Here is a 22,195-nt window from a genome sequence, read left to right as displayed (position 1 = left end):
TGGAATTCGCGATCCGCTACGTTTCGGATTTCCATAGGATCTCTCGAATCGGTCCCTCCCGCGACTTCGACTCGACGAACTCGTATGAGGCTCGGACGATCCGCTCCAGAACGGTGAGGTCGACGTCGCTGAGCCGCTTGATGTAGACGCAGTATCCCGTGGTGGAGTGCTTCCCCAGGTCCCGCAGGAGTGCCGAATGGCGTGCGGTCCCGTCCATCAGGTAGATGGTCAGCTTGCCCTTCCGCGGGTAGAAGCCGATCGTGTGCCCGTCGCCCTCGCGGCCGCTGTCGTACTGGTAGCGGTAGGTGCCGAACCCGATGGTGCCGACGTTCCACAGCGTGGGCTCCTGCCCACTGATCCGCTGCATCATCTCGATGAGCGTCGCACTGTCCTCGGCCGTCTGCTCGTCGAGCGAGGCGAGGTACTCGTCGACCGAGCGGTCGTCGGTGCCGTTCATTCCGGCTCAGACCGGCAGGCCACCGATGTGCGGCGGCTGCGGCGAAACCAGACCCTACGCATGAGAACCCCCCAGTTTTCAGTGCGGCAGTTTCGGGTTGGGGAAGTTGTAGTCCTTCCGCCACTCTTCCGCCCGAATATTGGCGAGAGTATTGAGGAAACCTCGGCAAAGGCGCCGGTCATTGTGGAAATGCTCCAATCGCATGAGCGCAGGGGCATACGACCCGGCCACACTGCTCGACCGCAACAGGATGATGGATCCATGCCCGCTGCCCGCCGTCCCGGTCTTCGGGCCGACTCCGGACTCACGATCCTCGAGTCCGATCTGTCGACGTGGCATGCTTGACGCCGTGGATCACGGTTTCGCGACGAGGGCGTCAGGCATGCAGGGCGTCAGTCGTTTCATGGCACTTCCGATGTGGGCGAAGGTCGCGGCCGTCATCGCCGGTCTGATCCTCGTTCTCGGCGCGGTTTCGGTCCCGGTCGCCGCGGTCGCCGCGGTCGCCGCCGACGAACGCAACCGGCAACTCTCCCTCGAGATCGTGGCGAAGGAGGCGGCCGCAGCGGAGGCGCTCCGCGCGGCGAAGGACGAAGCCGCCCGACTCAACTCGGAATACGCCGGACTCACCGTCTCACTCGCTTCAGCAGTGCATCCCGATGCCGTAGCGGCATTCGAAGCCGCGCGCGTGAAGCTCGCCCTCTCCATTGCCGACGGCGAACTCGAGGAGGTGTCGGCGGCCCTCGCTGACGTCACCGAGGCGTTGGAAGTGCTCGTCACGAGCGCCCGGGGTCAGGCGGACGCGCTCATCAGTGCCAGCCCGCTCGCCGGGGCGGCCGGAGACGCGCTCACCCGAGCCGTCGCCGATCTCGCGACCGCCGACGACGTCGTGGCAGCACTCGCTCGAGTGAAGGACGCCTCGGACGCCGTCGACGCAGCCCAGCAGGCCGGTATGGCGGCCGAGGCCGCCAAGCAGCAGGCCGAGGCGGAATCAGGGGATGCCTGGACCGGCGGCGGTTCACCTGGCGGAGACTTCTCCAATGGCAGCGGCTCGGTCGAGCTTCCCTACTACCATGATCCCGGGATCATGGGCATGTACCCAGGTGCGCGCGAGTGGTGCGGTGAGGACCCGGTCGGTCAGGTCGTCACTCTTGAATTCGGCTGGCAAGCCCGCCCGGGTAACACCGTCGACATCTACTACGCCCTCACCGACGGCGACTACCAGGCGACGGATGGCTTCATCCTGATCGCGTCCGGCCGCGGAGAAACCGGCTCGGTCACCATCCCGGTGACGTGCCCCGTCGGGCTCGGGCCGACCTCGTACATCCACGTCAAAGTCGTCACGAACAACGAGAACGGGTCGGCCACCTCGAACTATTGGGGGCTCTGACCGCAGGTCGCGTCGGTGGGGACCAGGACCTCAAGCGACGGCTCGCTCACGCCGTCCTCAGCGCGCACGTCGTGGACATCCCGGCGAGCCCGTCGGGCGGCGAGCGATGAGGTGACCCGGTCGATCACGATTCCGATCGTCAGGGCGATGGCGATGCCGAGCAACGCCGCGAGCAGCGGGTTGCCCGAGAGCCAGCTGCCGGCGAACAGGCCGATGCCCACGGAGTACACCGCCCAGCTGAGACCCGCGAGCGCGGAGAGCCCGAAGAAGCGCCGAGGAGCGAGGCTGGTCGCCCCGGCGGTGACGTTGACGGCGACACGTCCGACGGGGATGTAGCGGGCGGTGAGGATCAGCACGGTGGCTCGTCGGTGGAGACCCTCGCGTGCCCATCGGATCGCGCGCAGGGCGGATTCGCGCCGCATCCACCGCCACCGGTCGAGGCCCACCCGGCGCCCGATGGCGAACGCGATGTTGTCACCCGCGATCGCGCCGGCGGCAGCCGCGATGATCGCCCAGGCGAGCATCATCCACTCCCCGCTCGCGGCGCCTGCGGCCGCCGCGGCGATGACGATCGTTTCGCTCGGCACGGGCGGGAAGAATCCGTCGATCACGCACACGGCGAAGATGGCCACGTAGACCCATGGTGACTGCACGAGCGAGAGGATGACGTCGGTGAGGAACTCCATGCGCTCGACGCTATGAACGAGGTGCGCTCGGAGGCATCACTCCACGGTTCCATCCGATGCCATACCGTCGTATGACTGTCGGGTCGGCCTATGCTGTGGGCGTGAGCCGACCGCTGGACGAGGGGCCGTCCTTCGACGGATCGATGACGTATCAGGTCCCGCGGATGGACGCGCTCGAGTCCCGAGCGTGGCTCGCGCTCGTCTGGACGACGGAACTGCTGCCTGCAGCCCTCGACGTGCAGTTGCAGGCGGAGTCCGGCATCACCCACTTCGAGTTCCTGGTGCTCAGCACCCTGCAGCAGTCGGAGGGCGCTGCCTTGCGCACGACGCAGCTGGCCGCCGCGGTGAACGCCACGAAACCGCGACTCTCACGCGTCGTGGGGAAGCTCGCCGAGCGGCGACTCGTCGAGCGGCGAGGTGACGCGAACGACGCACGTATCGTCAACGTCCACCTGACCAGCGAGGGGCGACGGGTGCTCATGCGTGCGGTCCCCGGCCACATCGCGCTCGTGAAGGAGCTCGTGATCGATCGGCTCGATCCCGAGCAGCTGCGACAGCTCGGCGACATCCTCGAACCGCTCGTCGAACGGCTCGATCCCCTCGGTCGGCGTGCCTTCTCCACCCCGAGAGCCACTCCGTCGGAGTGATGGGTCGGCCCGGCCGAACTCAGGCCGCGACGTCGGCCGAGTGCAGGGCAGCCCGCACCTCGGGGAGGACCTCGGTGGCCAACAGCTCGATCGAGCGCAATGTCTCGCGCTGACCCAGCCCGCCCAGGCCGACCTGGGCGAGGAAGCGGCTGTGGCCGAGCATCTCGTGTTCCCACAGGATCTTGTCGACGATCTCCGCGGGGCTTCCGGCGAAGAGCGCGCCGCCGGGCCCTGCCCACGTGTCCAGCGTCTCGCGGTCGAGTCGGCCTCCGCGGGGCATGTTCTCGGCGAAGTAGCCGGCGTAGTGCGGGAAGAACGTGTCACGCGCCCCCTGCGACGTCTCGGCCGCGTGGAAGTGCGAGGTCACGCCCAACTGCGGCCTGTCGTGCCCGGCCCGTGCTGCAGCCTCGCGGTGCAGGGCTGCGAGCGGGCGGAAGCGCGCCGGGGCTCCGAGGATGGCCAGGTACATCGGCAGGCCCAGGCTGCCGGCACGCAGCGACGACTCGGGCGTGCCACCGACGGCGATCCATACGGGAAGCTGCTCCTGCATGGGCCGCGGCCAGACGCCGGCGCCGTGCAGCGCTTCCCGGGTCGTGCCCGTCCACGTCACGGGGTTGTGTGCGCGCAGCTCGAGGAGCAGGGCGAGCCGGTCGTCGAAGTACTCGTCGTACCGGGCGAGATCCTGCCCGAACAGGGGGAAGGATTCGAGGTACGCGCCACGACCCGCGGTGATCTCGGCGCGGCCGCCGCTCATGAGGTCGAGCGTGGCGAACTCCTCGAACAACCGCACCGGGTCGGCACTCGACAGCACGGTGACCGTGCTCGTCAGCCGGATGCGCCGCGTCTCGCGGGCGACCGCGGCGAGCACCATCTGCGGCGAGGAGACCGCGAAGTCGGGCCGGTGATGCTCGCCCACCCCGAAGACGTCGAGTCCGGCCTCGTCGGCGAATCGCGCCCACTCCAGGACCTGCTCGAGGCGGGCTCGAGGGTCTCCGGCGGCGCCGTCGACATCGCGCGTCAGCTCACCGAAGGTGAAGATGCCGATCTCGAACGCGGGGCCCGAGGCATCCGCTCTGGTCAGCAAACTTCCGCTCCTCACTTCGGCGCTCATCAGCGCACCGACGCCAGCTGCTCGGCGAGGAACGTACGGACATCGGCGAGCATGCGTGCGTCGATGCCGTGACCGAGGCCGGGGTAGCGCCGCTCGGTGGGCGTCGTGTGCGCCGGCAGCCACGCGTCGGTGCGCGCCACGGCCGCTTCGGCGATGACGCGATCCTCTGCGCCGCGGCCCGAGAAGATCGCCGGCCGTGCCTCGCGCAACCGCTGGTCGGCCGCCTGCTCGGGCGCCTGCACGAAGCCGCCGAGCATCACCGGCGCGACGACGCGCTCGGGGTCGGTGCGCAGCAGCTGCGACGCCATGAGCCCGCCCTGCGAGAAGCCGATCGGCACCAGTCGGGTTTCGGACGACAGCGCGACATCCGCCCACGCCCAGATCGCCTCGGTCGCGGCCTCGACCGCGCCGGGGTCGGGGTTCCCCGGTTGAGTGATCCGGAACCAGGCGAACCCCTCGGGCCCGACCTGGAGTGGAGCGCGCAGCGACGCCCACGGCATGCGTTCCGGCAGGGCGGATGCGAGCGCAGTGAGGTCTCGTTCGTTCGAGCCGTAGCCATGCAGGAAGAGCGCGAGCGCCGGGGCATCCGTCGACCGATGTTCGGACGTGATGGCATGCAGGGTCATCGCGCCAGCACCTCCTCGACCCCCGCACCGGGCAGCGACACGGTGACCTGCGTGCCCCACGGGTCGGCGACCACGATCGCGCGACCGTCGTCGGCGAACGGCAGCTTGTGGTGCGTCAGTCGCGCGGCGAGCGCGTCGAGGTCGTCGCGTCCCGGCACGGTCATGGCCACGTCGCCGAGTCCGAGGCTCGCGGCGCGGGGGCCGGCGCCGGCGCTGTTCCAGACGTTCATGGCGACGTGGTGGTGGTAGCCGCCGGCTGCAGCGAAGAGCGCACCGGGATAGCTGCCGACGGTGGTCTCGAAGCCGAGCGCGTCGACGTAGAAGGCACGAGCCGTCGCGAGGTCGCCCACCTGCAGGTGGACGTGCCCGACCTTTCCGGCTTCCTTCGCCACGCCCGCGACCGTGTTCTCGTCGAGGTGGCGCTGCAGGTAGGCGTTCGGGTCGAGATACAGCGTCGACATCCGGAGCTCTCCGTTCGCGTACTGCCACTGGGAGCGGTCGCGATCGGTGTACAGCTCGATCCCGTTGCCCTCGGGGTCGGTGAAGTAGAACGCCTCGCTCACCAGGTGGTCGCTCGACCCGGCGAAGCGGCTGCGCGGGTCCTGCGCGGCACGCAGGACGGTCGCGGCGAGCGCGGGAGCGTCGTCGAAGAGGAAGGCCGTGTGGAACAGGCCCGCCTGACGGGGGTCGACGCCGGGCAGTCCTGGCGTGCCGATCAGGCGCACCATCGGCGTCGTTCCTCGACCGAGCACGCGATGCACCTCGGCACCTCGCGCACGCTCCTCCAGCGGATGAAGCGCGAGCGCATCGGCGTAGTAGGAGCTCATGAGCTCGAGGTCGCACACGCGCAGCGTGACGGCATCCATGCCCGTCTGCGCGTTGAGCACGCGGTCGGGCGTGATCGCCCGGCCGGTTGCGGTTGCGGTTGGGGATTCGGTTGCGGTTTCGGTGGCCACTCGGGGTCTCCCTGGGATGAGCGTGGTTGCAGGAGTGCGGATTCCTAGGTTGTTGTATCTACAACTTACTTGGTGCCTCGTACATTCCCACGGCTGCGCACGATCGTCACAGGCTGTCTGCCCTCATAGGATGTCCCGGTGCCTCTCTTCGACCATCTCGGCATCTCCGTCGAGGACCTGCCTCGTTCGATCGCGCAGTTCGATCCGGTGATGCGGGCACTCGGATGCACCCGGCAGGACGCCGACGACTCGGTGGCGTGGTCGCGGGGCGTCGAGGAGCTGATCCTGTTCCCCACTCGTGAACCGGGCAGCGGACCGCACCGCCACGGCCGGGTCGGCTGGCAGCACCTCGCCTTCGCGGTCGACTCCCGTGAGGAGGTCGACCGCCTGCACGCCATCGCGCTCGAGGCGGGTTGGACGGCCGTTCGCGAACCGAAGCCGTACCCGCGGTTCAACGACCGCTACTACGCGTCCCACGTCGAAGACGACAACGGCATCCGGATCGAGTTCATGTACAACCCGCCGCGCGACGCTGCCGCGGACTGACACTCACCGGCGAGACAGCGACGAATTCGCCGATGCGCTGCGCGCCGGTATATGAGTTTCTTCGAATATCGTGATTGCTCCTATACCGGGAGGACCCTCGGCATGGAGATTAGCGAAGCGATCGCCCGGCTCCGCGAGGCCGGGGTCAGCGTCACGCCCACGGGTCCCGACGGCCTCCGCACGAACGAGGGACCGATCTCTTGGTTCGGACGTACACGAAGGCACCGACCCGGCGAACGGTCGAGCACGACCTCGCCCGAGCCGGCGACCGCATGCTGCTCTACGTCCTGAACGCCACCCCGAGGAACGTCGGCCGGCTCACCGCCGATTCGCGGATCGCGACCTCGGCGCTGCACGGCCGCCCCAACATCGCCGACCCGGTCATCGTGGCACGGGACATCCTGAACACCGGTACGACCGGTGATCACGACGAAGCCGCCGGCATGGTGCGGGCAGCCACCCTTCGGCTGCTCGGCGGCGACCGATGAAGACCGCGCACCTCGTCGCCGCCGGCGCATACCCCCGCCCCGCACTGCGCCTACGCCTGCGTAGGCAGTTCCACGGTGACTCGGATGCCGCCATCACCGCGTGGCTCGAGCGCCAACGTCCCACCGTGCGCATCCGTGATGCTCTTCACGATCGCCAGACCGAGGCCGACGCCCGCGCCGTCGGTGTGGATGCGTTCAGTGCCGCGCTGGAACGGCTCGACCAACGTCGCGACCAGGCCCGGCGTGAGCTTCGCACCGGTGTTCTCGACGGTGAGCACCGCCCGCCCGTCGCGCAGGCCGGTATTGATCCACACCGTGCCGCCGTCAGGCAGGTTGTGCACGATCGCGTTGTGCGCGAGGTTCGTCGTCAACTGCAGTAGCAGCGCATGCGAGCCGATGGTCGGCGTGACGTCGCCGCCGCTCTCGATGGTGACGTGACGCTGTTCGGCGAGCGGCAGCAGCGTCTCGGTCGCTTCTTCCGCCAGCAGCGAGAGGTCGACATCTTCTCGCACGAACGAACGCTGATCGGCACGGCTGAGCACGAGCAGCGCTTCGGTGAGGGCGATCGCCCGGGCGTTGACGGCGTGCAGGCGCTCGATGAGCTCGGGCGTGACGCTGTTCGGGTCGTTGCGCGCGACCTCGAGCAGCGTCTGCGTGATCGCAAGCGGCGTGCGCAGCTCGTGCGACGCGTTGGCGGCGAATCGCTGCTGCTCGGCGACCTGCGCTTCGAGCCGCGCGAGCATCGCGTCGAAGCTGTCGGCGAGCTCGCGGAACTCGTCGTCGCGGCCCTCCAGTTCGATGCGATACGAGAGCGACCCGTTCGCGGCCCGGCGGGTGGCATCCGTGATCCTCGTCAACGGAGCGAGCATGCGGCCGGCGAGGATCCATCCGCCGAGCAGGCCGAACAGCAGCAGGAAGAACAGCGCCCAGGCCGCCGGCGGTGCGAAGGCCCGGATGAGGTCGTCACGGCCGGGGATGAATCCGAGGGCCGTCTCGATTGCCTCAGAGGGCACGTAGCGCAGCAGGAACAGCCACACGACGGCGAGCAGCAGCACGCCCGCGACCATCAGGAACCCCGCGTAACTGAGGGTGAGCCTTAGTCGGACGCTCAGCCCGGGAGCCCTATCCATGCTCGTCGCCCGTCGTCGCCAGCCGCATGCAGTCATGCTACGAGCCGGGGCATATCGACGACGTATGGAGAACTGATCGGGGGGCCGTCGCCGACCGGTGACGGAGCTCGAGTCTCCCGTAGAGTCGCCGAGTACCGCCAACGACGACGCAAGGGGCAACGTGAACGTTCGCGCAGATGTCAGAACCGGCGCCACCCCGTCGGGCATCGCGTTCGATCACGTCGCGACATCCGGAGTGCCCGTCGTGCTGATCCACGCGGGCATCGCCGATCGACGCATGTGGCATCCCCAGTGGGCGCACCTCACCGCGGTGCGGTCGGCGGCGCGGCTCGACCTGCGCGGGTTCGGCCAGTCGACCGCCGAGCCGGATGCCGCATGGTCGCACGTCAACGACGTGCTCGAGACCCTGCACTACCTGGGCATCGATCGCTGTCACCTCGTCGGCGCATCGTTCGGCGCGGGCGTCGCCGTCGAGGTCGCCCTGACCGCGCCCGAGCTCGTCGAGTCGCTCCTGCTGTGTCCGCCGGGCGGCAGCCTGCTCGCGGAACTGACGCCCGACCTGCAGCACTTCTTCGACGCCGAGCGCGACGCCCTCGACCGCGGTGACCTCGACGCGGCGGTCCAGGCGAACATCGACGCCTGGGTGGTCGGGCCGCGGCGCAACCCTGAGGATGTCGATGCGAGTGTCATCGCGGCCGTGCGCACGATGCAGCGCCGGGCGTTCGACACTGCCGCCTCCTGGCAGGCCGATGCCGCTCCGGAGGAGCTCGACCCGCCCGCGCTCGAACGGCTGGACGAGATCGCCGTTCGCACCCTGCTGCTCGTCGGCGGCCACGATCTCGACACGACGCACCACGCCGCGGTTCGCGTGGCCGCCGGCATCCCGAACGCCCGGCGCATCGACTGGCCGGATGTCGCGCACCTCCCGTCGCTCGAGCGGCCGCAGGCGTTCCTCGACATCCTGCTCGACCGGACCGCACCCGTGGTCGAGCACGACGCCCGCTGATGTCGCCGCGGAGTCCACCGACCTTCGTCGGCGGAGTCCGTCACCTTTCGGAGTTCCCCGCGCCGTCAGGCGCGCTCGACCGGCATCCACAACTCGGTGGTCGCGGTGCTGAAGTCGGCGGCGCGCTCGAGCACGGCCACGATCGAAGGGCCGGGACGCAGGCGCCAGGGGTTCGACGGGAACCAGTCGGCGGCCGTGGCGGCCCACGTCGCCTGCAATGCGGCGGGGTACGCCCCCGACGAGCGGAACACCGCCCACGCGCCTGCCGGCACCTCGATCGCGTCGAGATCCGCGGGCACGGAGGTTCCCTCGGCGACGGCGACCCCGTGCAGATAGGTCAGCTCGCTGCCCTCGGCGTAGTCGGTGTCGACGTCGGCGCTCACCTGCAGGAGCCCAGCCGGCTCGGTGTCGCCCAGCGCCTTCAGGCGCGGATGCTCCTCCTCGGGCAGCGAGGCGATGTGCGCCTGGATGTGCGGATTGGGCCCGTGGTGGATGAGCGGCACGCGCGTGGCGTGGCCGACGAGCCGGAAGGCCGGTCGATCGGTGATGCGAGTGTCCATGGTGGTGTTCCCTTCGACGGTCAGGCGGAACCTGAGTTGCGGTTGTGTGCGAAGGGGGCCACCGTCTCGGCGCACGTCGCCGGGACCGACGCCGTGCACCGCCCGGAACGCGCGACTGAAGGCCTCGGTCGAGCCGTAGCCGAAGCGCACCGCGATGCCCAGGAGTTCTCGGCCCGCGAGCACGTCAGCCGCCGCGACGGTCATACGCCGCCTCCGGATGTACTCCGACAGCGGCATGCCCGCGAGCGACGAGAACATCCGGCGCACGTGGTACTCGGTCGTACCGACCTCGCTCGCCAAACCGGCGATGTCGATCTCCTCGGTGAGGTGCTCCTCGACGAACTCGACGACCCGGTTCAGCGTTGCGATCACGGTGACCCCCTTTCGAGATCCAGCCTGCTCATCGGCCGGCGTGCGCGCCCGACTATCGCGGTTCGATTCGATCGTCGTCCGGCCCAGCGGATGTCGCATCTCCGCCGTTCGGCGCGACGTCGATGCGGTAACCCACACCCGGCACCGTGGCGATCACCCACGGCTCGCCGAGCCGCTTGCGCAGGGCCGACACCGTGATGCGTACGGCGTTCGTGAACGGGTCGGCGTTCTCGTCCCACGCCCGTTCCAGCAGCTCCTCTGCGCTGATGACCCCGCCCTCGGCGGCGACGAGCACCTCGAGCACGGCGAACTGCTTGCGGGTCAGCGCGACGTAGCGGCCGTCGCGGTAGACCTCGCGGCGGAACGGATCCAGCCGCAGACCCGCGAGCTCGCGCACCGGCGGCCGACTGTGAGCGCGCCTGCGGTCGAGCGCCCTGAGCCTGAGCACGAGCTCGCGCAGTTCGAACGGCTTGGTGAGGTAGTCGTCGGCCCCGAGTTCGAACCCCGAGGCCTTGTCGTCGAGACGGTCGGCCGCGGTGAGCATGAGGATCGGCATGCCGCTGCCCGACGCGACGATGCGTTCGGCGATCTCGTCACCTGATGGCCCCGGGATGTCGCGGTCGAGCACCGCGATGTCGTACGCGTTGATGCCCAGCAGCTCCAGCGCAGTGTGCCCGTCGCCGGCGATGTCAGCCGCGATCGCCTCGAGCCGCAGCCCATCGCGGATGGCCTCCGCCAGGTAGGGCTCGTCCTCGACGATCAGCACCCGCATGGTGCCATGCTACGAACCGCCGCATATCGCCGGCATATGGAAACCCGCATACGCGCTGGCAACACCCCGCCGCCTTGACTGGCGGCATGAACCGAAACCGACCAGCACGAGCGTCGACGTACTGGATGCGCCGCCTCGTCGTCGTCGGCCTGGTGCTCGTCATCGCGGCGATCACCGCCGCCGGCTTCTCGGCGCTGCCGAGCTCGTCGTCAGCGACGCCGTCTGTGTCGTTGTCGGCATCGGATGACCCAGCCGCGCCTCCTCCGGGTGAGGGTCGCGTTGCCCTCGACGAGACCGGCCGAGTGCGCGACGGCGTCACGGTCTTCGATGACGGGGTTCCGGCGGTCGCCAACCTCGATCCGGCGCTGCTCGAGGCCCTCCGTCGGGCGGCAACGGATGCCGCGGTCGACGGCGTCCAGTTCGTCGTCAACAGCGGCTGGCGATCCCCCGAATACCAGGATCAACTGTTCCAGGAGGCGATCGCCGAGTACGGCTCACCCGAAGAAGCCGCGCGATGGGTGGCCACCGCGACGACGTCTCCGCATGTGTCGGGAGACGCCGTTGACATCGGGGAATTCGATGCCACGACATGGCTGTCCGAGCACGGTGCCGGGTACGGGCTCTGCCAGATCTACGACAACGAGCCCTGGCACTACGAACTCCGCCCCGACGCCGTCGAGCACGGCTGCCCCGCGACGTATGCAGACCCCTCCGAGGACACGAGGATGCAGCATTGAACGGCAATGCAGAGCTTCGGATGCCGCGGCCGCTTGACGAGCCTCTGACTCCGTCTTCCGCCAACGCGAACCGGCGCGGCTGGCTGGTCGCGCTGTTCGTGATCTACCTCTTGATGCTCGTCTGGATCGTGCTGTGGAAGCTCGAGCCGCCATACGTCGGCGACGGCGAGCTGTGCCACATCAAGCTCGTCCCGTTCGCGGCAACCAACGAAGACGGCGCCAGCGAACCGTCCGAAGTCATCGCGAACTTTCTGCTCTTCGTTCCTTTCGGCCTCTACCTCGGCCTCCTCGCGCCGTCGTGGCCCTGGCGGAAGCTCGCGGGCATCGTCGCGGGGTCGAGTCTCGCGTTAGAAGTCACCCAATGGGTCCTGTCGATCGGGAGCTGCGACGTCACCGACCTCATCGTCAATACCGCCGGCGGCCTTGCCGGTCTCGGCCTGCTCGCCTTGGCTCGCCGCCGGCTCCACGAGAGAATTGGCGCCGTCATGACGCGAGTGTGCACCATCGGAACCGTGCTCTCACTTCTTGCAGTTGGGGTCTTCATCGCCTCTCCCGTGCACTACGCGCCGCTTCGGGATGTCCACATCCCGGCCGTTTCTTCGCCCTAGTGCCCGCGAGCGCGGGCACGTCGCTGTCAACCTTCGCAACTCCGACCAGGCGGCCCGCGATTCCGTGCCGCAACGCACGACCGCCCGCGATCGACCGCGAATCGTCCGGATGATCGACGCTCGGGCTACCCGGCACCGGTCCCGGAATGCGCCGCCGCGTCTGACGTTGAAGCCTTTTATGAAGCGCATCGGTTTCCTTTCGTTCGGCCACTGGTCGAACTCGCCCGGCTCGCAGACGCGATCGGCGTCCGACGTGCTGCTGCAGTCGATCGACCTGGCGGTCGCGGCCGAGGAGGTGGGCGCCGACGGCGCGTACTTCCGGGTGCACCACTACGCGAACCAGCTCGCCAGCCCCTTCCCGCTCCTCGCGGCGGCGGGCGCGAGGACGAGTCGCATCGAGCTCGGCACGGGCGTGATCGACATGCGGTACGAGAACCCGCTCTACATGGCCGAGGATGCTGGCGCCGCCGACCTCATCGCCGGCGGCCGCCTGCAGCTCGGCGTTTCTCGCGGGTCACCCGAGTCGGTCATCGACGGCTACCGCCACTTCGGCTACGAAGCGCCCGAGGGGTCGACCATGGCGGATGTCGCCCGCAACAACACCACGGTGTTCCTGAAGGTCATCGACGGGGCGCGGTTCGCCGAGCCGAATCCGCGCCCGATGTTCCCGAACCCGCACCCGGGGCCGCTCGGCATCCAACCGCAGTCGCCGGGCCTGCGCGACCGCATCTGGTGGGGCGCCGGCTCCGACTCGACCGCCGTGTGGGCGGCTGAGCAGGGCATGAACCTCATGAGTTCGACGCTGAAAGAGGATGAATCGGGCGAGCCGTTCCACGTGCAGCAACGCAAGCAGATCGAGGCGTTCCGCGCCGCTTGGGCCGAGGCTGGGCACGAGCGCGAACCGCGCGTCTCGGTGAGCCGCTCCATCTTCGCCATCGTGAACGACATGGACCGTGCGTACTTCGTCGGCGGCGGCGATCGGTCGGACCAGTTCGGCGTCATCGATGACTACCGCGCGGTATTCGGCCGCAGCTACGCCGCCGAACCCGACGTCCTCATCGAGCAGTTGCGCGAAGACGAGGCCATCGCGGCCGCCGATACCCTGCTGCTCACCGTGCCCAACCAATTGGGCGTCGACTACAACGCGCACGTCCTCGAGTCGATCCTGACGCACGTCGCGCCGGCACTGGGGTGGCGGTGAGCGCTCGGCCTGGACCTCGATCCACCGATGCGGCGGGGCTCGATGGGCCTCTCGTAGAGGCGGGGTACTGGACTAAGTAGTGACTCTTTTCCCTGACCTGAAGGGCATTCTCACGCCAACCGACTGTTCCCACACTGATTAGCATCGGTGGATCGAGGCTTAGTAGACGTCTGCCCGCATCAGCCTGATGAGCTCCACAAGAGCGTCATTGCTCCGTGCTCTTGAGTATCTGTTAGCAATCGGCACTTGTCGTCCACTGCGAATCGGTCTGGCGCGCCAGGCCTCAGTCATCGCCTTGCCGGCCTCCGCACGAGCAGCCGCCTCCAGCTTGGCGTAGGCATCTGAGATCGGTTGCGGAGCGTAGATGGCGAGCTCTGCCCGATGAAAGGCGATGCGGGATTGGACCGCGCTGATGTGATCCGTGATCTGCCGCTGAGTTGCGAGCGTTCCATCGCGCCGCAGAATCAGGAACGGCGCCTCAAGATAGTCCTCAACCGCGCGAACGGCCTCGCCATATGCCTGAGCACGCCGTTCCCTTCTCGCGCGACCTTGTTGCACGAAGTATCCGACGATCAGGGTGCCAGCGGCAATCACGGCCGCGATAATGGCCGCAGCTCCCTCGCCCGCCCACCAGTTCTCAACGACAGGATGCGGAACATGGATGGGCATCATGTCTCCTTCGGATCGTTAGCCTCGTCGCGCTGATGATGCTTCACCTCATCACCGATCCACTCACCAGTGTGCCGGAACCATTCTTCCTTGATTAGGTGAACGGCGATTCGGGTGACCAGATCGGCCGGGCCGGCCCCAGGCGTCCAGCGCATCGGAGGGGCATCGTCGGGGTGCCACATGCACAGGGTCCCGTCGTCGTAGCGATGCGGTGACTCAGAGGGTCCGTCGACGTATACCCGCGGCAAGTTCGGGCTGTCCGGTCGGAATTGCACAGTAACCGCGCGAACCGGTACACCCTCCGGCGTCACGGCGAACGAGACGACGAATCCGCTACGTCGCTTCGGATCGCGCCCAATCTCGACGCCGTCCAGTTGGCGCAACTGATGCACGAAGGCGATTCGTCGACCCGGCTGGTCATACCAAGGTGGTGATCTCCACCCTGCCTTGCTCACCGGGGCGGTCCTCCGTATGCGCGCGCCATGCTCGCACCCGCGGTGGTCCCCGCGACCGCAACACCGAGCGAGGCCGCCGCCACGGGTTTCGGCGACTTCAGGAGCGTCACAGCCGCGGCGAGCGCTGAGGTGGCCGGCGCGTCGATGTATGAGAAGAAGACAACACTCAGCGCTGCCCGAATCTCATCGTCATCGGTGGCGTCGATTGCCGCCTTCAGGTGACCTGCGGCTTTCCGCAGCCGCGCAGCCATGGTCTTCGAGTCGATCAGCAGACGAAGATTGGGCGAGACCTCTGCCGGATCGGGTGTCGGCTCCTCCGCCTCGAGGCGCGACGCCGCGCCATCGAACAGCGCCCACAGCCCCGTGGCGACTCCCATGCCGGGCTCGACGAACTCGTACGCCCACACCGACATCTCGAAGGATGAGGCTCCGGGCGTCGCGAACTGCTTGTTCCATGCCTTCGCGAGCCGCATGATCTTGCGTCGTATCGAGCGAAACGACGTGGCGCCACCGTTGAAGAGGACGATGTGCTGCTCTGGATCGGACGCTTCCCAGTCGTCGTCCTCGAGGTTCGGGATCCAGAGGCCGTTGCCCTCCTTGCGAGTAAGAGCCACAACGAGATCTACCGTCGGGTCCGTGCCATCCACGAGAGGAGCGTGGAAGTGGATCTTGGGCCCCCGCTTTGATTTGTGGATCTTCGCGTCGGGGTACGTCCCGCGAACAAGCGGGCCGACGTGGGCGATGAGTTCGTCGACTACCTCGGACGGCGCCTCGCTACCCGTTCCCTCTGGGCCTAGGCCGGGGTAGAAGTTACGGTTGAGCACCACCCCGCCATCACCATCGGTGACCGGCTCGTTCATTGTGTGAGCGGCAAGTGAGCCGCTCCGATAGGTCCGAAGTACGCCGTAGAAGGTGTCCGCCTTCGATCGTGAGAAGGCGAGACGCTGACGCGCTTCGTTCAGCGCCACATCATCGGGCTCGATCTGATCTCGCACATCGTCAAGAAGGTCATGAAGAGCTGACACTCATTCTCCTAGGTTTCGCCGCGATTCTGCGGGAGCTGTCGGGGCGCGGTTGCCACCCCGTCATCGGAAGACCTAGGATCGAAACACCATCCCGTCCAAGTTTGGTGCTTGCAGGCCCGAGGCCCGGTTCGCCCGAGGTCGTCGGGCTTGTTTGTTTACTTATGGTAGAAGCGGCCTCCGACAGCTGCGTGGCCGACGGCGGGCGCCAATAGTGACTAAAAGTCCCAGTCCTCGTCCTCCGTGACCACGGCCTTGCCGATCACGTAGCTCGACCCCGACCCGGAGAAGAAGTCGTGGTTCTCGTCGGCGTTCGGCGAGAGCGCCGAGAGGATCGCAGGGTTCACGTCGGTGACGGACTTCGGGAACATCGGCTCGTAGCCGAGGTTCATGAGGGCCTTGTTGGCGTTGTAGTGCAGGAACTTCTTCACGTCTTCGGTGAGACCGATGCCGTCGTAGAGGTCCTGCGTGTACTGCGCCTCGTTGTCGTAGAGCTCGTAGAGCAGCGAGAACGTGTAGTCCTTGATCTCGTCGCGCTTGGCCTGGTCGACGAGCTCGAGCCCCCGCTGGAACTTGTAGCCGATGTAGTAGCCGTGCACGGCTTCATCGCGGATGATGAGGCGAATCAGGTCGGCCGTGTTGGTGAGCTTCGCCCGCGACGACCAGTACATCGGAAGGTAGAAGCCCGAGTAGAAGAGGAACGACTCGAGCAGCGTCGAGGCGACCTTGCGCTTCAGGGGCTCGTCGCCACGGTAGTACTCCATGACGATCGCGGCCTTCTTCTGCAGGTTCTCGTTCTCGACCGACCAGCGGAAGGCGTCGTCGATCTCCTTCGTCGAGCACAGCGTCGAGAAGATCGACGAGTAGCTCTTCGCGTGCACCGACTCCATGAACGCGATGTTGGTGTACACCGCCTCCTCGTGCGGGGTGAGCGAGTCGGGGATCAGCGAGACGGCGCCCACCGTGCCCTGGATCGTGTCGAGCAGCGTCAGGCCCGTGAACACCCGCATGGTGAGGGTCTGCTCGTCGGGAGTGAGCGTGTTCCACGACTGCACGTCGTTCGACAGCGGCACCTTCTCGGGCAGCCAGAAGTTGTTCACGAGGCGGTTCCACACCTCGAGGTCCTTGTCGTCCTGGATGCGGTTCCAGTTGATCGCGTTGACGTGATCGACGAGCTTGACCTTGCCGCCGTGGGCGGGGTCGTTCTTGGCCGAGTTGACCGGGTCGGTGAGGGTCATCCGTCTAATCCTTCGTTCGAGACATCCGTAAGTGAGAAATGCTCACTAAAGTGTGCAGCTGACGCACATATCCAGCTCCGTGCCCTCGAGCGCCATCTGCCGCAGGCGGATGTAGTAGATCGTCTTGATCCCCTTCTTCCACGCGTAGATCTGCGCCTTGTTGATGTCGCGCGTCGTCGCCGTGTCCTTGAAGAAGAGCGTGAGCGAGAGGCCCTGGTCGACGTGCTGCGTCGCCGCGGCGTAGGTGTCGATGACCTTCTCGTAGCCGATCTCGTAGGCGTCCTGGTAGTACTCGAGGTTGTCGTTCGTCATGAACGCCGCCGGGTAGTACACGCGGCCGATCTTGCCTTCCTTGCGGATCTCGATCTTCGACGCGATCGGGTGGATCGACGCCGTCGAGTTGTTGATGTACGAGATCGAGCCGGTGGGCGGCACCGCCTGCAGGTTCTGGTTGTAGATGCCGTGCTCCATGATGGAGGTCTTCAGCTGCTGCCAGTCATGCTGCGTGGGGATGTGCACGCCGGCGTCGGCGAAGAGCTCGGTGACCTTCGCGGTGGCGGGCACCCACGGGGCATCCGTGTACTTGTCGAAGAACTCACCCGACGCGTACTTCGAGTCGGCGAAGCCGTCGAAGACCTCGCCGCGCTCGATGGCGATCTTGTTGGACGCGCGCAACGCGTGGAACAGCACCGTGTAGAAGTAGATGTTCGTGAAGTCGATGCCCTCCTCGCTGCCGTAGAAGATGCGCTCGCGGGCGAGGTAGCCGTGCAGGTTCATCTGGCCGAGGCCGATGGCGTGCGACTTGTCGTTGCCGTCTTCGATCGACCGCACCGACGAGATGTGCGACATGTTCGACACCGCGGTGAGGCCGCGGATCGCCGTCTCGACGGTCTTGCCGAAGTCGGGGCCGTCCATCGTGAGGGCGATGTTCAGCGAACCGAGGTTGCAGCTGATGTCCTTGCCGATCTGGTTGTACGACAGGTCCTCGTTGTACGTCGTCGGCGTGTTCACCTGCAGGATCTCGCTGCAGAGGTTCGACATGTTGATGCGGCCCTTGATGGGGTTGGCCTTGTTCACCGTGTCCTCGAACACGATGTAGGGGTATCCGCTCTCGAACTGGATCTCGGCGAGGGTCTGGAAGAACTGGCGCGCGTTGATCTTCGTCTTCTTGATGCGCGGGTCGTCGACCATGGCGCGGTAGTTCTCGGTGAGCGGCACGTCGCCGAACGGCTTGCCGTAGACGCGCTCGACGTCGTACGGCGAGAACAGGTACATGTCCTCGTTGTTCTTCGCGAGCTCGAACGTGATGTCGGGGATGACGACACCGAGCGACAGCGTCTTGATGCGGATCTTCTCGTCGGCGTTCTCGCGCTTGGTGTCGAGGAACCGCATGATGTCGGGGTGGTGCGCGCTGAGGTACACGGCGCCGGCGCCCTGGCGTGCGCCGAGCTGGTTGGCGTACGAGAACGAGTCCTCGAGCAACTTCATCACCGGGATGATTCCGGATGACTGGTTCTCGATCTGCTTGATGGGGGCACCCGACTCGCGGATGTTGCTGAGCGAGAGCGCCACGCCACCGCCGCGCTTCGACAGCTGCAGCGCCGAGTTGATGCCGCGGGCGATGGACTCCATGTTGTCTTCGATGCGCAACAGGAAGCACGAGACGAGCTCGCCGCGCTGCGCCTTGCCCGTGTTGAGGAACGTGGGCGTGGCCGGCTGGAAGCGGCCGCCGATGATCTCCTCCACGAGGTCGACGGCGAGCTGCTCGTCGCCCTGGGCGAGGCCGAGCGCGGTCATCACGACGCGGTCCTCGAAGCGCTCGAGGTAGCGCTTGCCGTCGAAGGTCTTCAGCGTGTAGCTCGTGTAGTACTTGAACGCGCCGAGGAAGGTCTCGAAGCGGAACTTCTTCGAGTACGCCAGGTCGTTGAGCTTCTGGATGAACTCGAACGAGTACAGGTCGAGTACTTCCTTCTCGTAGTACTCCTTCTCGACGAGGTAGTCGAGGCGCTCGCGCAGCGAGTGGAAGAAGACGGTGTTCTGGTTGACGTGCTGCAGGAAGTACTCGCGCGCCGCCTCTTTGTCTTTCTCGAACTGGATCTCGCCGTTCGGGCCATAGAGGTTGAGCATCGCGTTGAGCGAGTGGTAGTCCATCGCCACGCTGGTGCGCGGAGCGTCCATGAGCGCTACGCCGTCAGTTGCTGCTGAGTTCGCCGCGGTGCTTGTCGTGACCAAAATGCGTCCAATCCATCGTTGACGGCGCGAACGTCGTCGGGTGTTCCGAATACTTCGAAGCGGTACAGGTGCGGCACCCCGGTCTTCGCGGCGATGATGTCGCCGGCGAGTCCGTAGGCCGTACCGAAGTTGGTGTTGCCGGCGGCGATGACGCCGCGGAGGAGCGAGCGGTTGCCCGGGTCGTTGAGGAACTTGATGACCTGCTTGGGTACCGCGCCCTTGCCGTCGCCCCCGCCGTAGGTGGGCACGACGAGCACGTACGGCTCGTCGACGTGCAGCGGCTCGTCACTCGAGCGCAGCGGGATGCGAGCCGCAGGGCGGCCGAGCTTCTCGATGAAGCGCTCGGTGTTGCCCGAGACGCTCGAGAAGTAGACGAGATTCGTCATGGTGCATCCTTCGCCGGAATCCCGCAGTACTGGGGGTGCTGCCGATCGAGGAGGGGTGTGGTGCTGATGACCGCCGGCCTGACCTCGAGGACGGTGCCGCTCGAGCTCAGGCCGGGGTTGGCATCAGGCGAGACGCGAGGCGAGTTCGGCGATCTTGTCGGGGCGAAAGCCCGACCAGTGGTCTTCGTCGGTGATGACGACGGGCGCCTGGAGGTACCCGAGCTCCCTGACCTGCGCGAGGGCGTGCTCATCGGACGTGACGTCGAGCACTTCGTACTCGATGCCCTTGCTGTCGAGCGCCCGGTAGGTGGCGTTGCACTGGACGCAGGAAGGCTTGGTGTAGACCGTGACCGTCATGGTTTCCCCTCGTTGTTCTCGAGCTCGGAGGAGCCCGCCCCCGGTACTGCTGATTCGGTACTTCAATACTACATCTAGTGTCTGTGGAACTGAACAGCCACAAGATGATGTAGTTACATCCGTGTAGTTATCCACCGGTCTTTCCACCGGCTGTGGATGGCGGATGTCGCGGCGATCGGCGGATTCTCGCGAATGACACCGGTGTTATCCACAGCCTGTGAGATCGCGCCCTCTTCGGCCTGTGGACGGATGTCGGGCGTGTCGCGGCGTGTCGCACGGATGCCGCTGCACGAGCCCTTGGGGCGAGACGCACCGCCGACCCCTACATATGGTGTTGTGACTTCAACCCTGCCACCACCCACTGACATCGCCGGGCGGTCGGAGCGCGTGTCGGAGCGTCGGACGGATGCCCCAGATCGGGGGCCGCGACGCTGGAGGATGTCGGTCCTCCCGCGTAGCCTGCTGCCCGAGACGAAGGGGCCCGCATGACCGAGTTCGTGACATCTGCCGACGGCACGCGCATCGCGTACGACATCGAGGGTTCGGGACCGCCCGTGATCCTCATCGGCGGCGCGATGCAGTTCCGGGGGTTCGACCCCGTGACCGTCGAGATGGCGCAGCACCTCGCCGAGCACGGCTTCACGGTCGTGAACTACGACCGCCGCGGGCGCGGCGAGAGCCCGGCGGATGCCCCGATCACGCTCGCCCAGACGATCGACGACCTCCGGGCGCTCACCGACGAGCTCACCGAGGGCGCCGACGACGCGGTCGCGCTGTTCGGCAACTCCTCGGGCGGGTCGATCGCGCTCGCGGCCGCGGCGGCCGGCCTGCCGGTGTCGAAGATCGTGTTCTTCGAGGTCCCGCTCGACGAGGACGGCGGCACCGGCGGCGCCGAGTACCTCGCGGGCCTGCGCGAGTACCTCTCGACCGGCGACCACGAGGGCGCGATCGAGTTCTACATGAGCGACATGCCGCGCGAGTGGCTCGACGGCGCGAAGCAGAGCCCGGCCTGGCCGATCATGGTCGGCATCGCGCCGAGCCTCGAACCCGACGCCGAGTCCCTCGCATGGTCGCAGTCGGCCCCGCGCAGCGAGCTCTTCGCCGGGATCATGCAGCCGACGCTCGCGCTGGTGGGCGACGAGACGCTGCCGATCATGACGTCTGCTGCGGCATCCGTCGTCGCGACCATGCCGAACGCCCAGTCGCGCACCATCGCCGCGGCGAACCACCAGTGGGAGCCGCGCGCCATGGCGCTCGCGATCGCCGAGTTCCTGGTCGACTGAGCGGATGCCGCGGGTCTGCGAACCCGGCTCTCGCGGCGCGGCGGCCCGCACTCGCGGCGGCGGCCCGAGTTCGAGCCGCCCTCGCGAGCGACGGCCGCAACCGCCGGTGGCCCCGCGAGCCCGGGCCGCCCCTACGCGGAGCGGCCGCCGCCGGATGCCGCGGCGACGCGCCGAGGAGCCGCCGTGCTCGTGCGCACGACGAGGTCGGGCACGCGCGGCGGCGGCATGAGCCGCTCGTCATCGCCGAGCACGGCGAGCACGCCGGCCATCGCGTCGCGGCCGAGCGCGTCGAAGTCCTGGCGCACGGTCGTGAGCGGCGGCGCGAAGTAGGCCGCCTCGGGGATGTCGTCGAAGCCGACGACGCTCACGTCGCCCGGCACCGAGAGCCCCGCTTCGGCGAGCGCGTGCATCACGCCGAGCGACATCTGGTCGTTCGACACGAACACGGCGGTCATCTCGGCATCGCGAGCGAGCGTGCGGCCGTGGACGTAGCCGCCGCCCGGCGACCAGTCCCCCACGAGCGGCTCGTGAACGGGCAGGCCGTGCTCGACGAGCGCCGCGGTCCAGCCCCGCACGCGTTCGGCGCCGTCCATCGAGTTGGCCGGTCCGCTGACGTGCCGGATCTCGCGGTGCCCGAGCCCGATCAGGTGTCCCACCGCGAGCCGGGCTCCCGCGTACTGGTCGAGCCAGACGCGATGCATGCCGCCGCGATCCTCCGAGGCGACCGCGATGATCGGCACCCCGAGCTCGATGCCGTCGAGCGCGTCGAGCGCCTCGCGCTGCGCGGCGATGAGCACGATCGCCTCGACGTTCTGGCGCACGAGGAGCTCGGCCGCCGAGCGGAGGCTCGGGGCATCCGTCTCGAGCATGCTCGCCGTGATGACGGCGTACCGGGCATCGCGCGCCGCCTCGTTGAAGTGCAGCGCCGTCGATGACGGGCCGTAGTCGGGGGCGCCGGTGACGATGAGGCCGAGGGTGCGGGTGCGCCGCGTGACGAGGGCACGCGCCGCGGGCGACGGCACGTACCGCAGCTGCGTGATCGCCTGCTCGACGCGCGCGCGCGTCGCCGGCCGCACGTTCGGCAGGTCGTTGAGCACCCGCGACACGGTCTGGTGCGACACGCCGGCGAGCCGGGCGACGTCGAAGATCGTCGCGACCCGCGCCTTGTCGTCTCGGTCGCCCACTCGCGCCGCGCTCCTGTCTCGCGCCGTCGGCGCGATCGTTCCCCGTCGATTATCCCGCCCGGCGATGCCCGGGCCCGGC

The 22,195-nt window shown here is 67.6% G+C and carries 25 protein-coding genes; 9 read left to right on the top strand and 16 right to left on the bottom strand.

Annotated features, from left to right (window positions below):
* Nucleotides 1-16 precede the first annotated feature (16 nt).
* Nucleotides 17-457: a DUF1801 domain-containing protein gene (locus ACVFI9_RS03650; protein WP_474764682.1), complete on the bottom strand. Its 441-nt coding sequence runs from the start codon at nt 455-457 to the stop codon at nt 17-19.
* A gap of 403 nt (nt 458-860) precedes the next feature.
* Here ACVFI9_RS03650 and ACVFI9_RS03645 point away from each other — a divergent pair, with 403 nt between their 5' ends.
* Nucleotides 861-1,844 (top strand): hypothetical protein, encoded by a 984-nt coding sequence (locus ACVFI9_RS03645; protein ID WP_474764681.1) that lies wholly within the window; start codon nt 861-863, stop codon nt 1,842-1,844.
* Here the strand turns inward: ACVFI9_RS03645 and ACVFI9_RS03640 are convergent.
* The gene (locus ACVFI9_RS03640; RefSeq protein WP_474764680.1) at nt 1,829-2,530 is read right to left on the bottom strand and encodes a DedA family protein; all 702 of its coding nucleotides are present in this window, start codon (nt 2,528-2,530) and stop codon (nt 1,829-1,831) included. The two genes, ACVFI9_RS03645 and ACVFI9_RS03640, sit on opposite strands and share 16 nt — an antisense overlap.
* Before the next feature lie 101 nt (nt 2,531-2,631).
* Between ACVFI9_RS03640 and ACVFI9_RS03635 the strand changes: the two genes are divergently transcribed.
* On the top strand, nt 2,632-3,177 hold the full coding sequence (locus tag ACVFI9_RS03635) for a MarR family winged helix-turn-helix transcriptional regulator (protein ID WP_474764679.1): 546 nt from the start codon (nt 2,632-2,634) through the stop codon (nt 3,175-3,177).
* A 19-nt stretch (nt 3,178-3,196) separates the two neighbouring features.
* Here ACVFI9_RS03635 and ACVFI9_RS03630 read toward each other — a convergent pair whose 3' ends face one another.
* The 3 genes from ACVFI9_RS03630 to ACVFI9_RS03620 are packed head-to-tail and all read right to left on the bottom strand — an operon-like array spanning nt 3,197 to nt 5,780.
* Nucleotides 3,197-4,261 (bottom strand): LLM class flavin-dependent oxidoreductase, encoded by a 1,065-nt coding sequence (locus ACVFI9_RS03630; RefSeq protein WP_474764678.1) that lies wholly within the window; start codon nt 4,259-4,261, stop codon nt 3,197-3,199.
* A gap of 26 nt (nt 4,262-4,287) precedes the next feature.
* Nucleotides 4,288-4,914 carry an alpha/beta hydrolase gene (locus ACVFI9_RS03625; RefSeq protein WP_474764677.1) on the bottom strand — a complete coding sequence of 209 codons (627 nt, stop codon included), beginning with the start codon at nt 4,912-4,914 and terminating at the stop codon, nt 4,288-4,290.
* Nucleotides 4,911-5,780, bottom strand: coding sequence for a VOC family protein (locus tag ACVFI9_RS03620; protein WP_474766365.1), 870 nt, complete (start codon nt 5,778-5,780; stop codon nt 4,911-4,913). Before ACVFI9_RS03620 ends, ACVFI9_RS03625 begins: the two co-directional genes overlap by 4 nt.
* Before the next feature lie 228 nt (nt 5,781-6,008).
* Here ACVFI9_RS03620 and ACVFI9_RS03615 point away from each other — a divergent pair, with 228 nt between their 5' ends.
* The gene (locus ACVFI9_RS03615) at nt 6,009-6,416 is read left to right on the top strand and encodes a VOC family protein (RefSeq protein ID WP_474764676.1); all 408 of its coding nucleotides are present in this window, start codon (nt 6,009-6,011) and stop codon (nt 6,414-6,416) included.
* A gap of 200 nt (nt 6,417-6,616) precedes the next feature.
* Nucleotides 6,617-6,904: a hypothetical protein gene (locus ACVFI9_RS03610; RefSeq protein WP_474764675.1), complete on the top strand. Its 288-nt coding sequence runs from the start codon at nt 6,617-6,619 to the stop codon at nt 6,902-6,904.
* Between the two features lie 50 nt (nt 6,905-6,954).
* On the opposite strand, the gene ACVFI9_RS03605 is transcribed toward ACVFI9_RS03610, so the two are convergent.
* Nucleotides 6,955-8,070 carry a sensor histidine kinase gene (locus ACVFI9_RS03605; protein ID WP_474764674.1) on the bottom strand — a complete coding sequence of 372 codons (1,116 nt, stop codon included), beginning with the start codon at nt 8,068-8,070 and terminating at the stop codon, nt 6,955-6,957.
* A gap of 124 nt (nt 8,071-8,194) precedes the next feature.
* Between ACVFI9_RS03605 and ACVFI9_RS03600 the strand changes: the two genes are divergently transcribed.
* Nucleotides 8,195-9,040, top strand: coding sequence for an alpha/beta fold hydrolase (locus ACVFI9_RS03600; protein ID WP_474764673.1), 846 nt, complete (start codon nt 8,195-8,197; stop codon nt 9,038-9,040).
* A 65-nt stretch (nt 9,041-9,105) separates the two neighbouring features.
* Here ACVFI9_RS03600 and ACVFI9_RS03595 read toward each other — a convergent pair whose 3' ends face one another.
* Together ACVFI9_RS03595 and ACVFI9_RS03590 are read right to left on the bottom strand one after the other, a co-directional pair.
* Nucleotides 9,106-9,972, bottom strand: a complete 867-nt coding sequence (locus ACVFI9_RS03595) for an AraC family transcriptional regulator (RefSeq protein WP_474764672.1) — start codon at nt 9,970-9,972, stop codon at nt 9,106-9,108.
* A gap of 52 nt (nt 9,973-10,024) precedes the next feature.
* Entirely contained in the window at nt 10,025-10,744 is a 720-nt protein-coding gene (locus ACVFI9_RS03590) for a response regulator transcription factor (protein WP_474764671.1), read from the bottom strand.
* An 86-nt stretch (nt 10,745-10,830) separates the two neighbouring features.
* Here ACVFI9_RS03590 and ACVFI9_RS03585 point away from each other — a divergent pair, with 86 nt between their 5' ends.
* From ACVFI9_RS03585 to ACVFI9_RS03575, 3 genes are all read left to right on the top strand, one after another.
* The gene (locus tag ACVFI9_RS03585) at nt 10,831-11,481 is read left to right on the top strand and encodes a M15 family metallopeptidase (RefSeq protein WP_474764670.1); all 651 of its coding nucleotides are present in this window, start codon (nt 10,831-10,833) and stop codon (nt 11,479-11,481) included.
* The gene (locus ACVFI9_RS03580; RefSeq protein ID WP_474764669.1) at nt 11,478-12,089 is read left to right on the top strand and encodes a VanZ family protein; all 612 of its coding nucleotides are present in this window, start codon (nt 11,478-11,480) and stop codon (nt 12,087-12,089) included. Before ACVFI9_RS03585 ends, ACVFI9_RS03580 begins: the two co-directional genes overlap by 4 nt.
* Before the next feature lie 178 nt (nt 12,090-12,267).
* Nucleotides 12,268-13,290, top strand: coding sequence for an LLM class flavin-dependent oxidoreductase (locus ACVFI9_RS03575; RefSeq protein ID WP_474764668.1), 1,023 nt, complete (start codon nt 12,268-12,270; stop codon nt 13,288-13,290).
* Nucleotides 13,291-13,449: 159 nt separating this feature from the next.
* On the opposite strand, the gene ACVFI9_RS03570 is transcribed toward ACVFI9_RS03575, so the two are convergent.
* The 7 genes from ACVFI9_RS03570 to nrdH all read right to left on the bottom strand — a co-directional run bounded on the left by ACVFI9_RS03570 (nt 13,450) and on the right by nrdH (nt 19,649).
* Complete coding sequence (locus ACVFI9_RS03570; protein ID WP_474764667.1) at nt 13,450-13,962, bottom strand: hypothetical protein; 513 nt, start codon at nt 13,960-13,962, stop codon at nt 13,450-13,452.
* Nucleotides 13,959-14,414: a type II CBASS E2 protein gene (locus tag ACVFI9_RS03565; RefSeq protein WP_474764666.1), complete on the bottom strand. Its 456-nt coding sequence runs from the start codon at nt 14,412-14,414 to the stop codon at nt 13,959-13,961. Before ACVFI9_RS03565 ends, ACVFI9_RS03570 begins: the two co-directional genes overlap by 4 nt.
* A complete protein-coding gene (locus ACVFI9_RS03560; protein ID WP_474764665.1) occupies nt 14,411-15,439 on the bottom strand; it encodes a nucleotidyltransferase family protein in 1,029 nt (342 codons plus the stop codon). The genes ACVFI9_RS03565 and ACVFI9_RS03560 overlap by 4 nt, the downstream gene beginning before the upstream one ends.
* 215 nt (nt 15,440-15,654) lie before the next feature.
* Nucleotides 15,655-16,674 (bottom strand): class 1b ribonucleoside-diphosphate reductase subunit beta, encoded by a 1,020-nt coding sequence (nrdF, locus tag ACVFI9_RS03555; RefSeq protein ID WP_474764664.1) that lies wholly within the window; start codon nt 16,672-16,674, stop codon nt 15,655-15,657.
* 45 nt (nt 16,675-16,719) lie between these two features.
* Nucleotides 16,720-18,852, bottom strand: coding sequence for a class 1b ribonucleoside-diphosphate reductase subunit alpha (nrdE, locus tag ACVFI9_RS03550; RefSeq protein ID WP_474764663.1), 2,133 nt, complete (start codon nt 18,850-18,852; stop codon nt 16,720-16,722).
* Between the two features lie 5 nt (nt 18,853-18,857).
* Complete coding sequence (nrdI, locus tag ACVFI9_RS03545) at nt 18,858-19,292, bottom strand: class Ib ribonucleoside-diphosphate reductase assembly flavoprotein NrdI (protein ID WP_474764662.1); 435 nt, start codon at nt 19,290-19,292, stop codon at nt 18,858-18,860.
* Nucleotides 19,293-19,415: 123 nt separating this feature from the next.
* The gene (nrdH, locus tag ACVFI9_RS03540) at nt 19,416-19,649 is read right to left on the bottom strand and encodes a glutaredoxin-like protein NrdH (protein ID WP_474764661.1); all 234 of its coding nucleotides are present in this window, start codon (nt 19,647-19,649) and stop codon (nt 19,416-19,418) included.
* A 485-nt stretch (nt 19,650-20,134) separates the two neighbouring features.
* Here nrdH and ACVFI9_RS03535 point away from each other — a divergent pair, with 485 nt between their 5' ends.
* Nucleotides 20,135-20,932, top strand: coding sequence for an alpha/beta fold hydrolase (locus ACVFI9_RS03535; RefSeq protein ID WP_474764660.1), 798 nt, complete (start codon nt 20,135-20,137; stop codon nt 20,930-20,932).
* Between the two features lie 131 nt (nt 20,933-21,063).
* On the opposite strand, the gene ACVFI9_RS03530 is transcribed toward ACVFI9_RS03535, so the two are convergent.
* The gene (locus ACVFI9_RS03530) at nt 21,064-22,116 is read right to left on the bottom strand and encodes a LacI family DNA-binding transcriptional regulator (protein ID WP_474764659.1); all 1,053 of its coding nucleotides are present in this window, start codon (nt 22,114-22,116) and stop codon (nt 21,064-21,066) included.
* Nucleotides 22,117-22,195: the final 79 nt, after the last annotated feature.

This window comes from Agromyces sp. NSFZ, from assembly GCF_056156205.1.
This window is presented reverse-complemented; position numbering and strand designations above follow the sequence as displayed.